This is a genomic window from Streptosporangium becharense (genome assembly GCF_014204985.1).
Lineage (GTDB): Bacteria > Actinomycetota > Actinomycetes > Streptosporangiales > Streptosporangiaceae > Streptosporangium > Streptosporangium becharense.
Window position 1 is genome coordinate 2,639,177 of record NZ_JACHMP010000001.1, and the last position, 15,369, is coordinate 2,654,545.

Below are 15,369 nucleotides of genomic sequence, written 5' to 3' on the forward strand. Positions count from 1 at the left end.
CGCCCGCGGTGTTAGCAGCCGATCTTTCCGACGCCGGCCCCGGCGGTCACCGTCGCGGGGACGGTCGCGGGGTCGTCGACGGTGTAGGAGTAGTAGGTGCCCGGCTCGACGACCGTGCCGGCCGTCTGGGGGGTGCCGGAGTTCACGTAGATGTTGTTCCGCTCGACCACCCGGCCGGGGCCGCTCTTGTCGTAGCCGACGTAGATCGGGTGGGCGACGTCCTGGAAGTAGTTGCCCTCGACGAGCACGCCGGCGTTCTCGGTCGACGCGACGCCGTAGAGGGCGTTGGCGCGGTAGTAGTTGTTGAAGACGTGGACGGGCTCGGCGAAGCGCACCCGGGGGTGCCGCTGGTCGGTGCCGTCGAAGTAGTTGTGGTGGTAGGTGACGCGCAGCTTGCCGATGTCGGCGGTGTAGTTGTCCGAGTGGCCGAGCAGCGCCGACTTGCTGTGGTTGTGGAAGCGGTTCCACGAGACCGTGACGAAGTCCGACTCCCGCTTGATGTCGAGCAGGCCGTCGTATCCGTCGGACAGGTCGTTGTGGTCGATCCACACGTGGTGCGCCTTGTTCGTGACGCTGATGGAGTCGTCCGACGCGTTGGTGAAGCGGATGTTCCGGATGATCACGTTGTTGCCCGGCCGGGTCGTCGAGCCGAGCTGGAGCCCGCCGCCGGTGATCTCCGCGGTCGTGCCGACACCCAGGATGCTCTTGTTGGCGACCACGGTGATCATGCCGCCGAGCTGGATCCGGCCGGAGACCTGGATGACGTACGGGCCGGGCCGTCCGGCGTAGTCCTTCAGGGCCGCGGCGGTGGTGACGGTGACGACCGGTCCCCCGGCACCACCGGTGGTGCCGTTGTGGCCCAGCGCGTTGACGGAGGCGAACCCGACCGGCGTGCCGGCGCAGTCCGCCGCCGCGAGGGCCGCCGGCACCGCCGCGGGGGCGTCGGCGAGTGCCGCGCCGCCCGCGCCGGCGAGCGCGGCGAACAGGAGGGTGGCGAGAGCGGCCGCCGGCCGCCTCCGGAGGTGGAAGATGCCGTTCATCCGTCTCAGATCCTTCCGACGCCGGCGCCGGCGGACACGATGGCGGGCACGTCGGCCGCCGGGTCCGCGCTGTAGGAGTAGTACGTGCTCGGTTCGGTCACGGTGCCGCGGGTCTCGATCGGGTGGTTGCAGTCGACCAGGATGTTGCCGCGCTCGACCAGCCGGCCGAGGTCACCGCTGAACTTCACCCGCCCGGGGTTGTTGACGCTGTAGAAGTAGTTGTTCTCGACCAGGACGCCGGCGTCGTAGGTGGACGCGATGCCGTAGCTGTTGTCCCGGTAGTAGTTGTTGTAGACGTGCACCAGGTTCGCGAACCGGACACGCGGGTGCCGCTGGTCGGAGGCGTCGAAATAGTTGTGGTGGTAGGTGACGCGCAGCCGCCCGATGTCCTGGGGTCCGGCGTCCTCGTCGTGCGAGAGCAGCAGCGTCTTGTCGTGGTCGTGGAACCTGTTCCACGAGACGGTCACGAAGTCGGAGCCGCGTTTGATGTCCACCGCGCCGTCGTCCCCGTTGGAGAAGTCGTTGTGGTCGATCCAGACGTGGTGGCTGAACATCTGCACATTGATCATGTCGTCGGTGGCGCCGGAGAACGAGATGTTCCGGATGATGATGTTGTGCACGGCGTCGGCCGGGGGTGAGGTGACGTCGTCGTCGACCGGGACCCCGATGTTCAGCCCACCGCCGACCAGGGCGGCGTTCGCGCCGACACCGATGATGGTCTTGTCCGAGGTGACGTTGTGCATGCCGTCGGAGGAACCGGTGGGCAGGGTGATGCGGCCCGAGACCCGGATGACGTATGGCCCCGGCCGGGAGATGTAGTCGAGGAACTGCGCGGTGGTGGTCGCGGTGACGACCGGTCCCCCGGCGCCACCGGTGGTGCCGTTCTGGCCCAGCGCGTTGACGGTGGCGAACCCCACCATGGCGTCGACCGGGTCCGTGTGCGCCGCCTCCGCCGGCACGGAGGCGGCACCCGAGGCCCCCTGCGCGACGGTGACGAGGGCGGTGGCCGCGGCGAACGCGACCAGCGCGCGCAGGGCCCTGCGAAGATGCCGCGAGGCGGCGGGGGTGACTCTGGATGTCATGGATCGCTCTGCTTTCCGCGCGTCGGGATCCCCCGCGCACGCTGCGCTCCGGACGCGCGCCGGGACGGCCCACGACCGGGAGGGAGGGGGTTTCGCGGTGCGCGCAGCTCACCGCCCGGCATGCTCCGATCCGGTCAGGGAACCGGCGCGCGGGTCGTGCGGGAGGGGTGCGGTCCGCGGCGGTGCTCGCGACCGGGCCACCGGGTGGAAGGCCCGGGATGCGGCGTCCGGTGCGGCACGAAGCGTGAGAGGCGGCCCGGTGCGGGTCGCACGGCGACCACCGCACTCACGAGAAGAAACGTCAGGGTTACCGATCGGCCATGGCACCGCCACCTTCCGGCCAGGCTGAGCGCTGCGGAAAGCGCTTTCCCAACGGATTTAACTTTACGTTTACCCCCCTTTGATGTCAACGGCATCTTGACCGGCGAAGTGACCCCGCGGCACAGACCGCGAACCACCCACCCGCCGGCTGTCCGCAGCGCGGCGCTCCGGCGGCCGAAGGCGCTCATGGCCGGCGAGGTGACGTGTCGAACCCGGAGCACGGGTCGGATGCCGACCCCCGGCACCGATCCTGCCGGCACGCGCGTGACCGCCCGGCGTGATCGTCCGTGCACGCGACCACCTCGGGGACAGTGGGTTCCAAGCCGCCTCCAACCACACGGGGCCATCCTGGCTGCCATGCGTACTGCACGTACTGTGGCCACTGTGATCGTCGTCGGCCTGGGCCTGTTCTCGGCGTTCTGGTGCCCGCTGGTCGCGGCCTTCGGCGGCGACCTCTGCAGGGGCTCGGATGTCTGCGGCGTCGTTGTCACCTCACTGGTCGTCGTGGGCCCGCTGGCCAACCTCGCCCTGATCGCGCTGGCCGTGAACGCGATCTGGGTGGGCACGACGGCGCGGGCGGTCGGGTACGGGATCAGCGCGGTCAGTTTGTTCCTCTGGATCGCCGTCGCGTTGGAGTTCGTGGTGCCGATCCTCCGCTGATGACGAATCGGCCACCGGCCGCGGGCGGCCGCTCGACGTCGGTTCCCGCGAAGACCACCGGGCCCGTTCACCGACCGCCGGCGGGGCCGCCGATGGGCCGGGACTCTCCGGCGCACCGCGCCGGTCCTCCCCGGGAAGACATGCCGGGAAGACATCCTGGCTCGAAGCCTCCGGACACCGGTCGCCCCGACCCGTGCACCCCGGTGAACCCTCCCAGGATGATTCGCAGTAAATAAGCCCATTAATAATGATTTAAATATGCCGTGACAGAGAACATCGGCAGACGATCCACCATTCCGGGTGGTCAGTCCGGGAAATACGAGCGACCATCGAACGGTGCCCGGTCAGAATTCACGGCTGACGGCCGTCCCCGAGGTGCAGGCGCTGCTCGTCTGCACCAGGCTCTGGTCCACGGGAGCCCCGATCGACGAGGAGGCGGCGGCCCTGCTCCGGCACGCCGCCCTCGTCCGCAACCACCATCGCTACACCGCGGACATCCCCGCCTACGCCGCGCTGGCCGAGGGCATGTCCTCCGCCTCCGCGATCACCGTGGCCGACATCGGCGAGCGCTTCCTCGTCACCGACGAGCTCTTCAAGAGCTACGACCCGGCCTGGCTGGCGGAGGACCTGCCCGAACTGTCCCGCTGGCTCGGATCGATCTTCACCGAGCGTCTGGACGACCTCGGCCTCGACCACGCCGCCGGCGACGTCAACGGGTGGCGGGCCGCGCTGAAACGGCACGGGGTGTACGTCACGTTCTCCAGCGGCACCGGCGGGCGGCCCTCCCTGGTGCCGCGCGACCCCCTCACCCTCGCGGCGCTGCGCGCCGGCTCCGGGGTGCGCCTCCCTTGGGCTCCCCGCACGGGGGGTTACGACTTCCTGCAACTCGTCCCGCCGGGCCTGGGCCTCGGGATCCAGTCGGGGGCGACCGGCCTGGCCGCCGGGGCGGTACGGGTTCACCGCCTGCGGGCCACCCCGTTCGACCTGCGCTCCCTGTCCGGTGGGTCCGGCCCCGGGGCACGCCCCGGCGAGCGGGACTCCCCCGCCGGGCGGAGCGACGACCCCGGGCACGCGACGGGACCGGTGCCCCCCGGTGCCCCCGGCCACGAGGCTCCCGGTGCCCCCGACCACGAGGCCGCCGCCGACTTCCTCCGGAAGGCCGCCCGGCCGGTGCTCGTGTTCGGCACACCCTCCGGGGTCGCCGACCTCGTCGCCCACCTCTCGGCGGCGGGGACACGCCTGTCCCTGCCCCCGGGCAGCCAGGTCGTCACCGGCGGCGGCTGGAAGGGCCGCACCGCGGTCCGCTGGGACGACCTCGTCGCGGGGGTCGCCGACCGGCTCGGGGTGCCCCCCGGGCGGTACGTCGACGCCTACTCCACCTCCGAGTTGAACACGGTCTTCCTCAGCTGTGCCGCGGGCCGCTACCACGTCCCGCCGTGCGTCGAGCCGATCGTGGTGGACGGTCTGCTGACCCCGGTGCCCGGCGACGACGTGGAGGGCAGACTCGCCGTACTGGATCCGTTCGCGCTCTCCTACCCCGGGTTCGTGGTGACCGGTGACGCCGTCCGGCTCCGCCGCACTTCCTGCGGTTGCGGCCTGTCCGGGCCGACGCTCGCCGCGCCGATCGTCCGTGCCGCCGGGGCCGGGCAGCGCGGATGCGCCACCGTGGGCGACACGCCGGACATTCCCCCGGAGAACGCCACGAGCATCTCAGACGACACGTGGGGAAGCCCCCCGGGAGGAACGGCTCCATGATCGAATCTCGTACGATCGCCGGCACCCAGCTCGTCCGTCTGCCCGCCGTGGTGCGCGGAGAGATCGTCATGCCGCCCTGGCCCCGGGTGGCCGACGTCCGCCGGGCCGTCGCCGAACCCGGGCCGCACCGTGTCGAAGGGCGGGACGGCCACGGCTGCCATGTGATCGGACGGCCGGTGGTGGACCGTGACACCCTCGGCCTCACCGGCGAGACGCAGGTGCTCGTGCTGCCCGCACCGGACGCGGCGCTCCTGCTCGAACCCGATCCGGCGGGCGCGCTGCTGGAGCTCGCGCGCCTGCCGCTGCCGGAGGTGCTCTCCTTCGTGGAGGCGGTCGGGGAGGCGCTGCGGTCGCGTTCCGCGCAGGCCGCCGAAGCGGGGACGCTGCTGTCGGCGACCTCGCTGGTCACCGACCGGGCACACCGCGCCTTCCTCGCCCAGCTTCCTTCGCTCTTCGACGGCGACGCCGTCGGCCGGATGATCGAACGCGATCTCGGTTCCGCTCCCCTGGACTCCTGGCAGCGGGTCGGGGAGACGACCGTGCCGGGGATGACCGCGCGTTTCGCCGGCCAGTCGTGCCCGGCGCCGCCCGCGCTGCGCGCCATGCCCACCAGGCAGCTCCATCTGACCGCGGGCAACGCCCCCGTGGTCGCGGTGGTCTCCTTGCTGTGGGCGTGGGCGACGAAGGGCGCCGCCGTCGTCAAACCCGCCGCGGAGGCCGCGGCGCTCGTCGCCGCGCTCGGTGCCGCGGTGCGGGCCGCCGACCCCCGTCATCCGCTGGCCAGGCACACCACGCTCGCCTACTGGCGTGGCGGTGACCCGTGGATGGAGACGGCGCTGTTCGCCGACGGGGCCTTCGACCGGCGCGTCGTGTGGGGGTCGGCCGAGACCGTGCGCAGCGTGACGGCCCGCGGCGGCACCACCGACACCCTGGTCATGGGGCCCCGGTTCTCGCTCAGCCTCATCGGGGGGTCCCTCGCCCGGTCGGACCCGGAGGGGGCGGCGCAGCGCGCCGCGGTCGACTCGCTGATCGCCAACCAGGCCGCCTGCACGTCCTCGTTGTTGCACGTGGTGGAGGGCGACGCCGCCACGGCCGACGGCTACGCCCGCGCGCTCGCCCGGGTGCTCGCCGGCTGGGACCGGGCCCTGCCGCACCGGCCCTCACGGCAGGCGCAGGGGCACCTCACCCGGTTGCGCAGGGGCCTGCTCGGCACGGCGCGCTGGTACGTCAACGGCGAGTGGCCCGAGGTGTCGTCGGCGGTCGCGCTGGTCGACGGCTCCTTCGATCTGGCGCACCACCCCGGTTCCCGGCTCGTCCTGGTCCGGGCGGTCGACGATCTGCGCCGGGCGCTGCCGTGGCTGGGACCGGCCGTCTCGACGGTCGGGGTGGCCCCGGAGGAGACGCGGCTGGCGCTGCGGGACGCCATCGCCGCCCACGGAGTGGACAACGTCGTCCCCCTGGGTGCGGCGGAGCACGGATACGCGGGGCGCCCACACGACGGCATGCGGGTGCTCACCCGGCTGGTCCGCTGGGTCAGCGGCTGACCCGGCGGACCGGTCACCGCCCCCGAGGCCCGGCCGGCTCTCAGGGGCAGCGGCCGGCCTGCCCGGTGTCCTGCGATCGGTGGGAGGAGGCGCGGTCGAGGTGGGCGGCGACGACCTCGAGGGCGGCGCGCGGCTCTTCCAGGAGGGCGAGGTGCCCGGTGCCGGGCAGGACGCGCAGGACACCGCCGGGGGCGGCGGCCGCGATCGTCCTGGCGCAGGCGTGGTGCGCCGGGATCTCCCCGTCACCCACGAGCACGAGGAGGGGGACGGGCACCGCGCACAGCCGGGTCACCGGCTGCCGGGGTTCCAGGAGGGGACGCATGCCGGTGCCGTCGAGCTCGTCCCAGGCGTGCCCGCCGATGACGGCGGCGAGCGCGGAGCGCGCGGCGGGCCGTACCGCGACGCCGCCGAAGATGGGGCGGCACGACATCCACAGCGCGGTCGTGAGCTCCGGCGAGCCGGTGCGCCGGTGCAGGAGCGTGAGGTCGAGGTAGTGGCGCTCGACCGCGGGTTCCTGGGGTCCGCCTGCGTAGGAGGGGGCGGCGAGGGTCCAGGAGTCGAACGCGTCCGGGTGGCGCAGGGCCATCTCCAGGGCGACCACGGTGCCGAAGGACAACGCCACGACGTGCCGGACACCGGCCCGCAGCGCGTGGCCGGCCAGCAGGTCGGCGAGCGCGGCGCGATCCTCCCGCGCGCGCAGCGGCCTGGACCGCCCGTGCCAGGGGAGGTCGACCGCCAGGTGCCGGTAGCCGGGCAGGTGCTCCCAGAGCGGCGGCCAGATCTCGGAGCTCATCGTGTAGCCGTGCAGCCACAGCACTCCGGGCCCGTCGCCCCTCCCGCCGGTGACCGCCAGCCCGTCCCAGTCGCCGGACGGGCCGGGGACCGCCTCGGGGGCCGGGCCGCCCGCCCGGCGCTCCCCACCCTCGGACGCGCCGGGCCGCTCACCGGTCAACGGGCACCCCCGAACCGGTCGCAGTAAGCGCGGTAGGCGCGGACGAGCTCGTCGCCCTCGGTGTAGCGCGGGACGACGGAGGTGTCGAGGTGTTCCCATATCACCGAGTCCTGCTCGAAAGCGGTGCGGCTCCCGCTCACCAGGGAGGCGACCTCGCGGACGGTGGCGGGGCCGCGGGCCCTGCGGGCGGGGACCGCGATCGTCACCCTGACCACGCAGGCGCCCTCGGCCGCCGGGGTGGCGGCGGTGATGACGACGTTGGGCTCGTCCGGCGGGCCCAGCTCGGTCGCCACCAGGTTCGGGCTGAACACCAGGGCACGGAACCGCGCGGTGGCGGGGTCGCCTCCCGGTTCACCCGCCTGCCAGCGGTTGGGGCGGACCATGTCGAGATCGCCCTCGACGCACAGGGCCCCGCCCTCCGTGGGGCGGACGCGGAGGCGGGGGCGTCTGTCGAGGCCGTGGACCGGGGCGAAATGATCGGCGTCGAAGACGTTCTCGATGACGTATTCCGCCGGGACCCTGACGTGGAATGTGAATCCCGACACGATCCGATGACTTTTCTCCAGGCGCGCCAGGAAATCTTCCAGACCCGTGTCGCACGATTGATCAAGTAATACGAAAAGCCCGCCGGCGCGGGCCGTCGAGCGGTGGTGGGCGACCCGGAATCGGCCGGGCGTGTCGCATCCCAGCTGAACGCGATGTCCATGAAATGGGCAAATAAGCGCTTTTTCGGCTAACTTTCCCCCATATCCGAGATGAGCACCCCTGTGTGGACATATCGCATCATATACTCCCAGGTCATCGCCGCTTCGCACCGCGATCAGCGGGCGTTCCGCGATGTCGAGAACGGTGACGTCGCCTTTGAGATCGGCGTCGAAGGCCAGCTGTGCCCACCCCGAACAGATCGACAATTCCCGCCCCTTTCCCTGAGCCCGAAGCGGCGGATGACCGCCATGGAAAACGGTTTGTCGAATAATTATTCGCCATTGCCTGCCGGGTTCCGGAAGTTTATGGTACAGGCAGAACGCCCAGCCGAAAGAGGTGGTTCAGATGACCGACAGCAATCCGTTCAAAGATCTGTCCGGTGTTTCGGAGACGGGGCCCGACGCCCTCCAGCGCGCGACGAACCTGAAAAGGGAAGAACAGCTGCGGACCGTCGCCGACCTCGGCCTGGCGACCCCCGAGCAACTGGAGAGCAACCCCAAGGTCCGTGACCTGACGATCAACGACCTCAACGACCTCGCCGCCGAGTTCAGCGGCATCCCCACCAACAACCGCCGCGTCGCCGAGCTCACCCTCGACGACCTCCAGGACCTGGAGGGCGTGTTCTTCGAGTTCAAGCGCGCCGTCGGCAGAGACCTCGTCACCCGCGGCGCCTCGGTGAGCAGCGTCGACGTCTCGTGCTGCTGCTGCACCCCCTGCTGCTCGTGCGCGGCGGCCGACATGTCCCACACGGGGTCCTAGGGCCTTGGCGACCCAAGAGCCGCTGAGCGCACGGGAGCTCCGGGTGGCCCGCCTGGGCCCGGACGAGGTCGTGGTGAAACGCGGGCTGACGGAGGTGCGGCTGGCCGCCCCGGGCATCGACGCCCTGCTGGCGCGGGTCGTCGCGCTCGCCGACGGATCGCGTTCACCGGACGACGTCGTCGGCGCCTTCCCGCCCGGGGAGCGGGAGGACGCCCGCGAGCTGGTCACCACCCTGCGGTCCCGGGGTCTGCTCCGTCACGACGCGGGAGACGACCCGACGGCGAGGTTCTGGGCGAGCATGGCCCGGCTGTCCCCCGACGGTCCGGGCCAGGTCGCGAAGTCGGCGGTGCTGGTGACCGGCACCGGCCGGGTCGCCGACGCGCTCGCCCGGTCACTGGCGGCCTGTGGGGTGGGCCGGGTCGAGACCCGGCCCACCCCGCGGACCGGCGAGGACGGCTGGGATCTGTGGTGCGCCGCGGCCGACGGCCCCGCGGACCCGGAGCTCGTCGACGTGGCGCGGCGCGCGCTCGACGCGCGTGCCCCCCTGCTGCCCGTCTGGATCGACGACCTCGTCGTCCGGGTCGGCCCGCTCACCCACCCCTTCGACACCGCCTGCCTGCGCTGTTACCTCATGCGGGCCGACTCCGGTGACGTCTGGCGCGAGGCTCACGCGCTGCTGCGAGCGCAGTGGTCGCCGGGGGCCGGGTTCCTGCCCCCGCTCCCCGCGGTGGCCGGCGAGATCGCGGCCACCGAGGCCGTCAAGCACCTCGCGGGCCTACCGGTGACCGCCTGCGGTCGCGTCATCGAGGTCAGCCTGGTGCCGTTCCACTCGGCCGTCCGCCGGGTGCTGCGCGTGCCGCGCTGCCCCGACTGCAGCGGCACCGCCCGCCAGGGCGCCCCCGTGATCAGTCACGGTTCACAGCTCGTCGACTGACCCGGTGGCGCGCGGGCGGCGACGCCGGTGCGGAGGAGACGGAAAGGAGAGGCCGATGGACCTGCTCGACTTGTGGGCGGATCTCGTGGACCCCCGCACGGGGATCGTCCGCGAGATCACCGAGCTCCGGATCGACGACGACGACCCGCGCTTCGTCCACTACCTGTCCGAGGCTTGCTCGACGGAGGCGATGGGCTTCCTGAAGAACTTCGGCAACAACGGCGGAGCCGCCACGGACCGGCGCCGGGCGCTGGCCAAGGCGATCGGCGAGGCCGTCGAGCGGTACTGCTCGGCCTGCTTCTCCCCCGGCGACCTCGTGACGGCGTCGTACGAGGAACTGGACCGGCCGGCCACCCCTCCGGGGTCCTACGCCCTGTACCGGCCGGAGCAGTACGACGCGCCGGGTTTCCCCTGGCGGCCGTTCACGCCCGCCAGCCGGGTGTCGTGGACTCCCGGCCGCTCCCTGGTCACCGGGGAGGAGGTCCTCGTCCCCGCGGCCTTCGTCTACGTCCCCTACCACTACCGGAGCGAGACCCCGATCGGCCAGCCGATCTCGACGGGGCTGGCCTGCGGGGCGTCCGCCGAGGAGGCCGCGTTGTCGGCGCTGTGCGAGGTCGTCGAGCGCGACGCGTTCACGCTCATGTGGCAGGGGCGGCGCAGTCTTCCCCGGATCCGCCTCGACAGCCTGCCCGACTCGCTCTCCGACCTGGTGCGGCGGTTCGAGGCCGTGGGGCTGGTCGTCCACATGGTCGACATCGGCACGGACATCGGGTGCCCGTCCGTCATGACGATCGCGGAGGGCTTCACCCCGACGTCCCCCGCGCTCGCGTTCGCGGCGGCCTCCCATCCGGACGCCGAGGTGGCCTGCCACAAGAGCCTGGAGGAACTGGCGCACACCCGCAAGTTCTCCGTCCAGGTGATGGACTACCTGCCGCCGGTCCCCGTCGAGGTGGAGGCGGGCCACCCCGCCGTCGACGGGCAGCGGGCCCACCTGCGCTACTACTGTCCGCAGGAGTCCAAGGAGTACGCCCGTTTCGCCTGGGCCTGCACCGACGAGGTCGACCTCGACCTCTCCGCCGGTCGCGACCTCTCCCTCGCCGCGCTCGTCTCGGCGGTGGCCGCGACCGGCGAGGACGTCGTCGCCTGTGACCTGACCACACCGGACGTCGCCGAGCTCGGCCTGTCGGTGGTGCGCGTGGTCGTGCCGGGCCTGCACCCGCTGCACATGGGTCACTCCAACCGGGCGACGGGCGGCCGGCGGCTGGCGGCGGTCCCCGGCTGGTCACCCGCCACCGACAACCCCCACCCCCACCCGTTCCCCTGACGGGAGACGCCCGGAACGTCCCGCGCGCAACCCCGGTCACCCGCCGGGGTCCGCGGGCCCCGGCGAGGGAGAACCCACGGAGAGGAAAGCCGTCATGCATCCGGTTGACGCGTTCCTGCTGGAGGAGAGCGAGGAGGCCGTCTGGGAGAGCTACCACGAGAACTCCAAGACGAGTCGTGCCACCCCGCACCTGTACTTCGACCGGCACCCTTCCGACAGCACGGTCGTGGCGATGATGAACCGGCTGCGTGAGACGAAACCGCACCGCGACCGCCCCCGGATCGCCCTCCCCTACGACCTGCCGGGCTCGGAGATCGACCTCGACGAGGCGCTGACCGGCCGCGAGTCGGCCCGGGGGTTCGGCCCCGGGCCGATCGCGACGGCGGACGTGGCGAAGGTCCTGCGTTGCGCGTACGGCGTGACGAGGTCCAACGCCGACGGCACCTACCCCCGTCCCTTCCGTACCGTCCCGTCCGGGGGAGCCCTCTACCCCCTGGAACTGTACGTCTGGGCACGTGACGTCACCGGGCTGGGCCGCGGGCTCCACCACTACGACCCCACCACGCACGAGCTGCACGACCTGGGCCCGTTCGAGGCCGGGGGCTGTTTCGTGCAGAAGGACCTGGTCGCCGCGGCACCGGCCGTGGTGCTGGTGTCGGCGATCTTCCAGCGCTCCGCCTACAAGTACGGTGAGCGCGGCTACCGCTTCGTGCTCATCGAGGCCGGGCACGCTGTGCAGAACGCGGTGCTCGCCGCGTGCGGGCGCGGCCTGGCGGCGGTGCCGGTCGGCGGTTACTTCGACCGCGAGCTCGACGCGCTGATGGGTCTGGACGGGCTGCACGAGTCGGTCGTCTACACCCTCCTGCTGGGCCCCCGGGAGCCGGAGTGACCGCTGTCCCGCCACCTGGGGTGAACGGTGCGTGGCCGCTGACCGTCACCGCCCCCGGGCCCGCCCGGGACGACGCCTCCGCGCTGGCCTCGCTGGTGCATCCGATCGACCCCGGCGCCTTCCGCACCGCGTACTGGCAGCGCAGGCCGCTGCACGTCCAGGGGCCACCGGACCGTTTCCGCGACCTGTTCACCATGGCGGACCTGCGCGAGGCGATCGCCCGCCAGCACGAGCTCGGCCTGCTCATCCGCGTCAGCGGCGACCACGAGGGCGACGGCGGAGCGGCCGGGGCACACGTCGCGGTGGAGGCCCCCGACGTGGCCGCCCACCTGCGACGCGGCGCCTCGATCTGCGTGGAGCCGATCGAGCGGGCCGCACCCCGCGTCGCGGAGCTGGCCGCCCGCCTCAAGAGCGAGCTCGGTCACCACGGTGACACCGGCGTCAAGTGTTACCTGTCGCCGCACGGCTACGGTTTCAACACCCACTTCGACGCCCACGTGGTGACGACGCTCCAGCTCGACGGGCACAAACGGTGGCGGGTGTCACGGACGCCGGGCGTGCCGTTCCCCCTCGGCAACGCCTTCGCCGACGCCGAGGGGAACGTCCGCTACATCGGCCGCGCTCCCAGCTCGGTGCGGCCGTGGGAACGCCCGGAGATCGTCGAGGAGGAGTTCGCGGAGATCCTGCTCGGCCCGGGTGACGTGCTGTGCCTGCCGGCGGGGACCTGGCACAGCGCCAAGGCGGTGGGCCACTCCCTGGCCGTCAACATCTCCTTCGCCCCGGCGGACGTGCTGAGGCTCCTCACCGACGCCGCCGGATCCCGGTTGCGGGAGCGGGAGGCGTGGCGCTCCGGGATCCCCGCCTCCGGTGGGGATCCCGGTGAGGCCGCCCGTTTCCTGCTGGACCGGCGCGAGGAGCTCATCGCCGAGCTGCGGGCGCTCCCGCTGGACGGCGATGAGCTCGCCGCCCTGCTCGCCACCGCGGCCTCCGGCTCCCCGGGCGGCCTTGCCGGCACCGCCGCCACGCGGATGGCCGCGCAGACCGCCTCCGCCGTCTCCGGGGACGACGACCGCAGGCTCCAGTGCGTGCTGACCGTGGCGGACGCCCGGACGGCCGCGGAGTGGTACGGGCGGGTGCTCGGCTGCCGGGTGCTGGCGGCGATCCCGGAGTTCGGCTGGATCGAACTGGACTCCCCGGTGCCCGGGGTGAGCATCGGCTTGTCGGAGGTCCCCAGCCCCGGGGTGACCGGCGGGGCGGTGCTCGACTTCCAGGTGGACGACCTGGAACACACCCGCGACCTGCTCGACCGGGACACGGCCACCCCGCCTGCCCGGATGCGCGCCGTCGCGGGCGTCGCGCGCTTCCTGGAGGCGTGCGACATCGACGGCAACCGGCTGATGTTCTACCAGCCGGATCACCGGGAGGAGATCTGATGGGCAGACTGGACGACAACGTCGTGATCGTCACGGGCGGGGCCAACGGCATCGGCCGGTGGTACTGCACCGCGCTCGCCCTGGAGGGTGCGCGGGTGGTCGTGTGCGACATCGACGGGCCGGGCGCGGCCGACTTCGCCGGCTGGCTCAACGACCGGGCCGGCGCGGAACGCGCGTACCCCCTCTGCGTCGACGTCACCTCACCCGAGCGGACCGCCGACATGGCCGCCACCGTGATGGCCCGGTTCGGCGCGATCGACGTACTGGTCAACAACGCCGGCAGTTACCCGCACGTGGCGTTCGAGGACATCGACCACGACGCCTGGCGGCGGGTGATCACCCTCAACCTCGACAGTGTCTTCCTCTGCTGCCGGGCGGTGCTGCCGGTCATGGTGAAGCAGGGCCGCGGGGCGATCGTCAACGTGGCGACGAACCTGGTGTGGTCCGGGCTGGCCAACATGGCCCACTACATCGCCGCCAAGTCGGGCGTGATCGGGCTGACCAAGGCGCTGGCCCGCGAGTACGGCGAGCACGGTGTCCGGGTGAACGCGCTGGCCCCCGGCGCGGTGGTGCCCGACCTGCCCGATCGGCGGCTCAGCCCGGCCGGTAGGGAGGCCGTCGAGGAGATCCTGCAGTACCAGTCGGTCAAACGGCACCAGCACCCCCGTGACCTGGTGGGCACCATGCTGTTCCTCTGCTCCGCCGAGTCGGAGTTCATGAGCGGCCAGGTGCTCACGGTCGACGGTGGCCTGACCATGCACTGACGCCGATGGGAAGCCTCTCCTACGACCCCCGCGATCCGCGGGTCCACGCCGACCCCTACCCCGGTTACGAGGCCCTGCGGGAGCACGATCCGGTGCATTTCGTGCCGGGCGCCCGGGTGTGGTTCCTTACCCGGCACAGCGACTGCCTGGCGGTGCTCTGCGACCCGCGCCTCTCGGCGCGGCACGGGCAGCGGCTGCGGCGGCGTGACACGGCGTTGCCCACCTCGATGCTGAACACCGATCCGCCCGATCACACGAGGCTCCGGCGGGCCGCGGCGCCGGCGTTCCGTCCCCGGGCGCTGCGCGAGCACGGCCGCTGGCTCGTCCCGCTGGTCGGCGCGTGGATGGGCCGGGTCCGCGAGGCGGCGCGGGCGGGCCGCGAGGTCGATCTCGCGGCCGAGTTCGCCCGTCCCCTGGCGCTGCGGGTGGTCGCCGGCCTCCTGGGGCTGCCGGAGGAGGACCTGCCGGACTTCGACGGCTGGGCCGGCGCGGTCGCGGGCAACCTCGACCCGTTCGCCGCCCCCGCCGGGGGTGGGGAGGCCGCGATGGCGGCGATGTGTGACCGGTTCGCCGACCACCTGTTCTCAAGGCTCACCGCCCCCCGGCCGGACGCGTTCACCGTGCTGGCCGGGGCCTGCTCCGACGGGACCCTCGCCCCGGCGGAGGCCATGGCCACGGCCGGCCTGCTCGTCGTCGGCGGCGTCGAACCACTCGGCGACATGATCGTCAACGCCGTCGCGGCGATGCTGGCCGACCCGGGGCGGTGGCGCGACCTGGCCGGCAGCGGTGCGGCACCGGCCAGGACGGCCACCGAGGAACTCCTGCGGATCGACCCGCCGATCCAGTTCACCGCCCGCACCGCCACCGAGGACCTCGTCGTCGGCGGCCGGTCGATCCGCCGCGGTGACGGGGTCGTGCCGCTCCTCGGCGCGGCCAACCGCGACCCGGCGAGGTTCACCAGGCCCGGCCGGCTCGACCTGCGCCGCCGCGTCAACCCGCACCTGTCCTTCGGAGCGGGCCCGCACGCCTGCCTCGGCGCTCCCCTCGTCCGGATGGTCGGCCGGCTGCTGGTCACCGCGGTGCGGGAATGCACGGCCGAACCGCGGCCCGGGGGCGGGCCCGCGTTCCACCGGCCGGGGACCGTGCCGCGCGGCTACGCGTCACTGCCGCTGCGCTGGTCGTGACCCGTCTCCCGCGGCCGCGGTCC

The 15,369-nt window shown here is 72.7% G+C and carries 14 protein-coding genes and 1 pseudogene; 10 read left to right on the top strand and 5 right to left on the bottom strand.

Annotated elements, in window-relative coordinates; genetic code table 11:
- Positions 1 to 11: 11 nt before the first annotated feature.
- On the bottom strand, positions 12 to 1,040 hold the full coding sequence (locus F4562_RS11265; RefSeq protein ID WP_184538908.1) for a pectate lyase family protein: 1,029 nt from the start codon (positions 1,038 to 1,040) through the stop codon (positions 12 to 14).
- 5 nt (positions 1,041 to 1,045) lie between these two features.
- Complete coding sequence (locus F4562_RS11270; protein ID WP_184538907.1) at positions 1,046 to 2,122, bottom strand: pectate lyase family protein; 1,077 nt, start codon at positions 2,120 to 2,122, stop codon at positions 1,046 to 1,048.
- 678 nt (positions 2,123 to 2,800) lie between these two features.
- On the opposite strand from F4562_RS11270, the gene F4562_RS11275 reads away from it, so the two are divergent.
- The 3 genes from F4562_RS11275 (at position 2,801) to F4562_RS11285 (ending at position 6,402) form a co-directional block, all read left to right on the top strand.
- Entirely contained in the window at positions 2,801 to 3,103 is a 303-nt protein-coding gene (locus F4562_RS11275) for a hypothetical protein (protein ID WP_184538906.1), read from the top strand.
- A 336-nt stretch (positions 3,104 to 3,439) separates the two neighbouring features.
- Positions 3,440 to 4,858, top strand: coding sequence for a LuxE/PaaK family acyltransferase (locus F4562_RS11280; protein WP_184538905.1), 1,419 nt, complete (start codon positions 3,440 to 3,442; stop codon positions 4,856 to 4,858).
- Entirely contained in the window at positions 4,855 to 6,402 is a 1,548-nt protein-coding gene (locus F4562_RS11285; protein WP_184538904.1) for an acyl-CoA reductase, read from the top strand. Before F4562_RS11280 ends, F4562_RS11285 begins: the two co-directional genes overlap by 4 nt.
- A gap of 40 nt (positions 6,403 to 6,442) precedes the next feature.
- On the opposite strand, the gene F4562_RS11290 is transcribed toward F4562_RS11285, so the two are convergent.
- From F4562_RS11290 to F4562_RS36640, 3 genes and pseudogenes are all read right to left on the bottom strand, one after another.
- Entirely contained in the window at positions 6,443 to 7,354 is a 912-nt protein-coding gene (locus F4562_RS11290; protein WP_184538903.1) for an alpha/beta fold hydrolase, read from the bottom strand.
- A complete protein-coding gene (locus F4562_RS36280) occupies positions 7,351 to 7,899 on the bottom strand; it encodes a hypothetical protein (RefSeq protein WP_311733847.1) in 549 nt (182 codons plus the stop codon). The genes F4562_RS11290 and F4562_RS36280 overlap by 4 nt, the downstream gene beginning before the upstream one ends.
- 162 nt (positions 7,900 to 8,061) lie before the next feature.
- Positions 8,062 to 8,265, bottom strand: a pseudogene (locus tag F4562_RS36640) (Rieske 2Fe-2S domain-containing protein); the annotation flags it as partial.
- 139 nt (positions 8,266 to 8,404) lie between these two features.
- On the opposite strand from F4562_RS36640, the gene F4562_RS11300 reads away from it, so the two are divergent.
- The 7 genes from F4562_RS11300 (at position 8,405) to F4562_RS11330 (ending at position 15,346) form a co-directional block, all read left to right on the top strand.
- On the top strand, positions 8,405 to 8,818 hold the full coding sequence (locus F4562_RS11300; RefSeq protein WP_184538901.1) for a hypothetical protein: 414 nt from the start codon (positions 8,405 to 8,407) through the stop codon (positions 8,816 to 8,818).
- Positions 8,819 to 8,822: 4 nt separating this feature from the next.
- On the top strand, positions 8,823 to 9,752 hold the full coding sequence (locus F4562_RS11305; protein WP_184538900.1) for a TOMM precursor leader peptide-binding protein: 930 nt from the start codon (positions 8,823 to 8,825) through the stop codon (positions 9,750 to 9,752).
- A gap of 55 nt (positions 9,753 to 9,807) precedes the next feature.
- Positions 9,808 to 11,076, top strand: a complete 1,269-nt coding sequence (locus F4562_RS11310) for a SagD/YcaO family ATP-dependent cyclodehydratase (protein WP_184538899.1) — start codon at positions 9,808 to 9,810, stop codon at positions 11,074 to 11,076.
- Positions 11,077 to 11,170: 94 nt separating this feature from the next.
- The gene (locus F4562_RS11315; RefSeq protein WP_184538898.1) at positions 11,171 to 11,965 is read left to right on the top strand and encodes a SagB/ThcOx family dehydrogenase; all 795 of its coding nucleotides are present in this window, start codon (positions 11,171 to 11,173) and stop codon (positions 11,963 to 11,965) included.
- A complete protein-coding gene (locus F4562_RS11320; RefSeq protein ID WP_184538897.1) occupies positions 11,962 to 13,398 on the top strand; it encodes a JmjC domain-containing protein in 1,437 nt (478 codons plus the stop codon). The genes F4562_RS11315 and F4562_RS11320 overlap by 4 nt, the downstream gene beginning before the upstream one ends.
- Entirely contained in the window at positions 13,398 to 14,162 is a 765-nt protein-coding gene (locus F4562_RS11325) for an SDR family NAD(P)-dependent oxidoreductase (RefSeq protein ID WP_184538896.1), read from the top strand. The genes F4562_RS11320 and F4562_RS11325 overlap by 1 nt, the downstream gene beginning before the upstream one ends.
- 5 nt (positions 14,163 to 14,167) lie before the next feature.
- Positions 14,168 to 15,346, top strand: a complete 1,179-nt coding sequence (locus F4562_RS11330; RefSeq protein WP_184538895.1) for a cytochrome P450 — start codon at positions 14,168 to 14,170, stop codon at positions 15,344 to 15,346.
- The last annotated feature ends 23 nt before the right edge of the window (positions 15,347 to 15,369 follow it).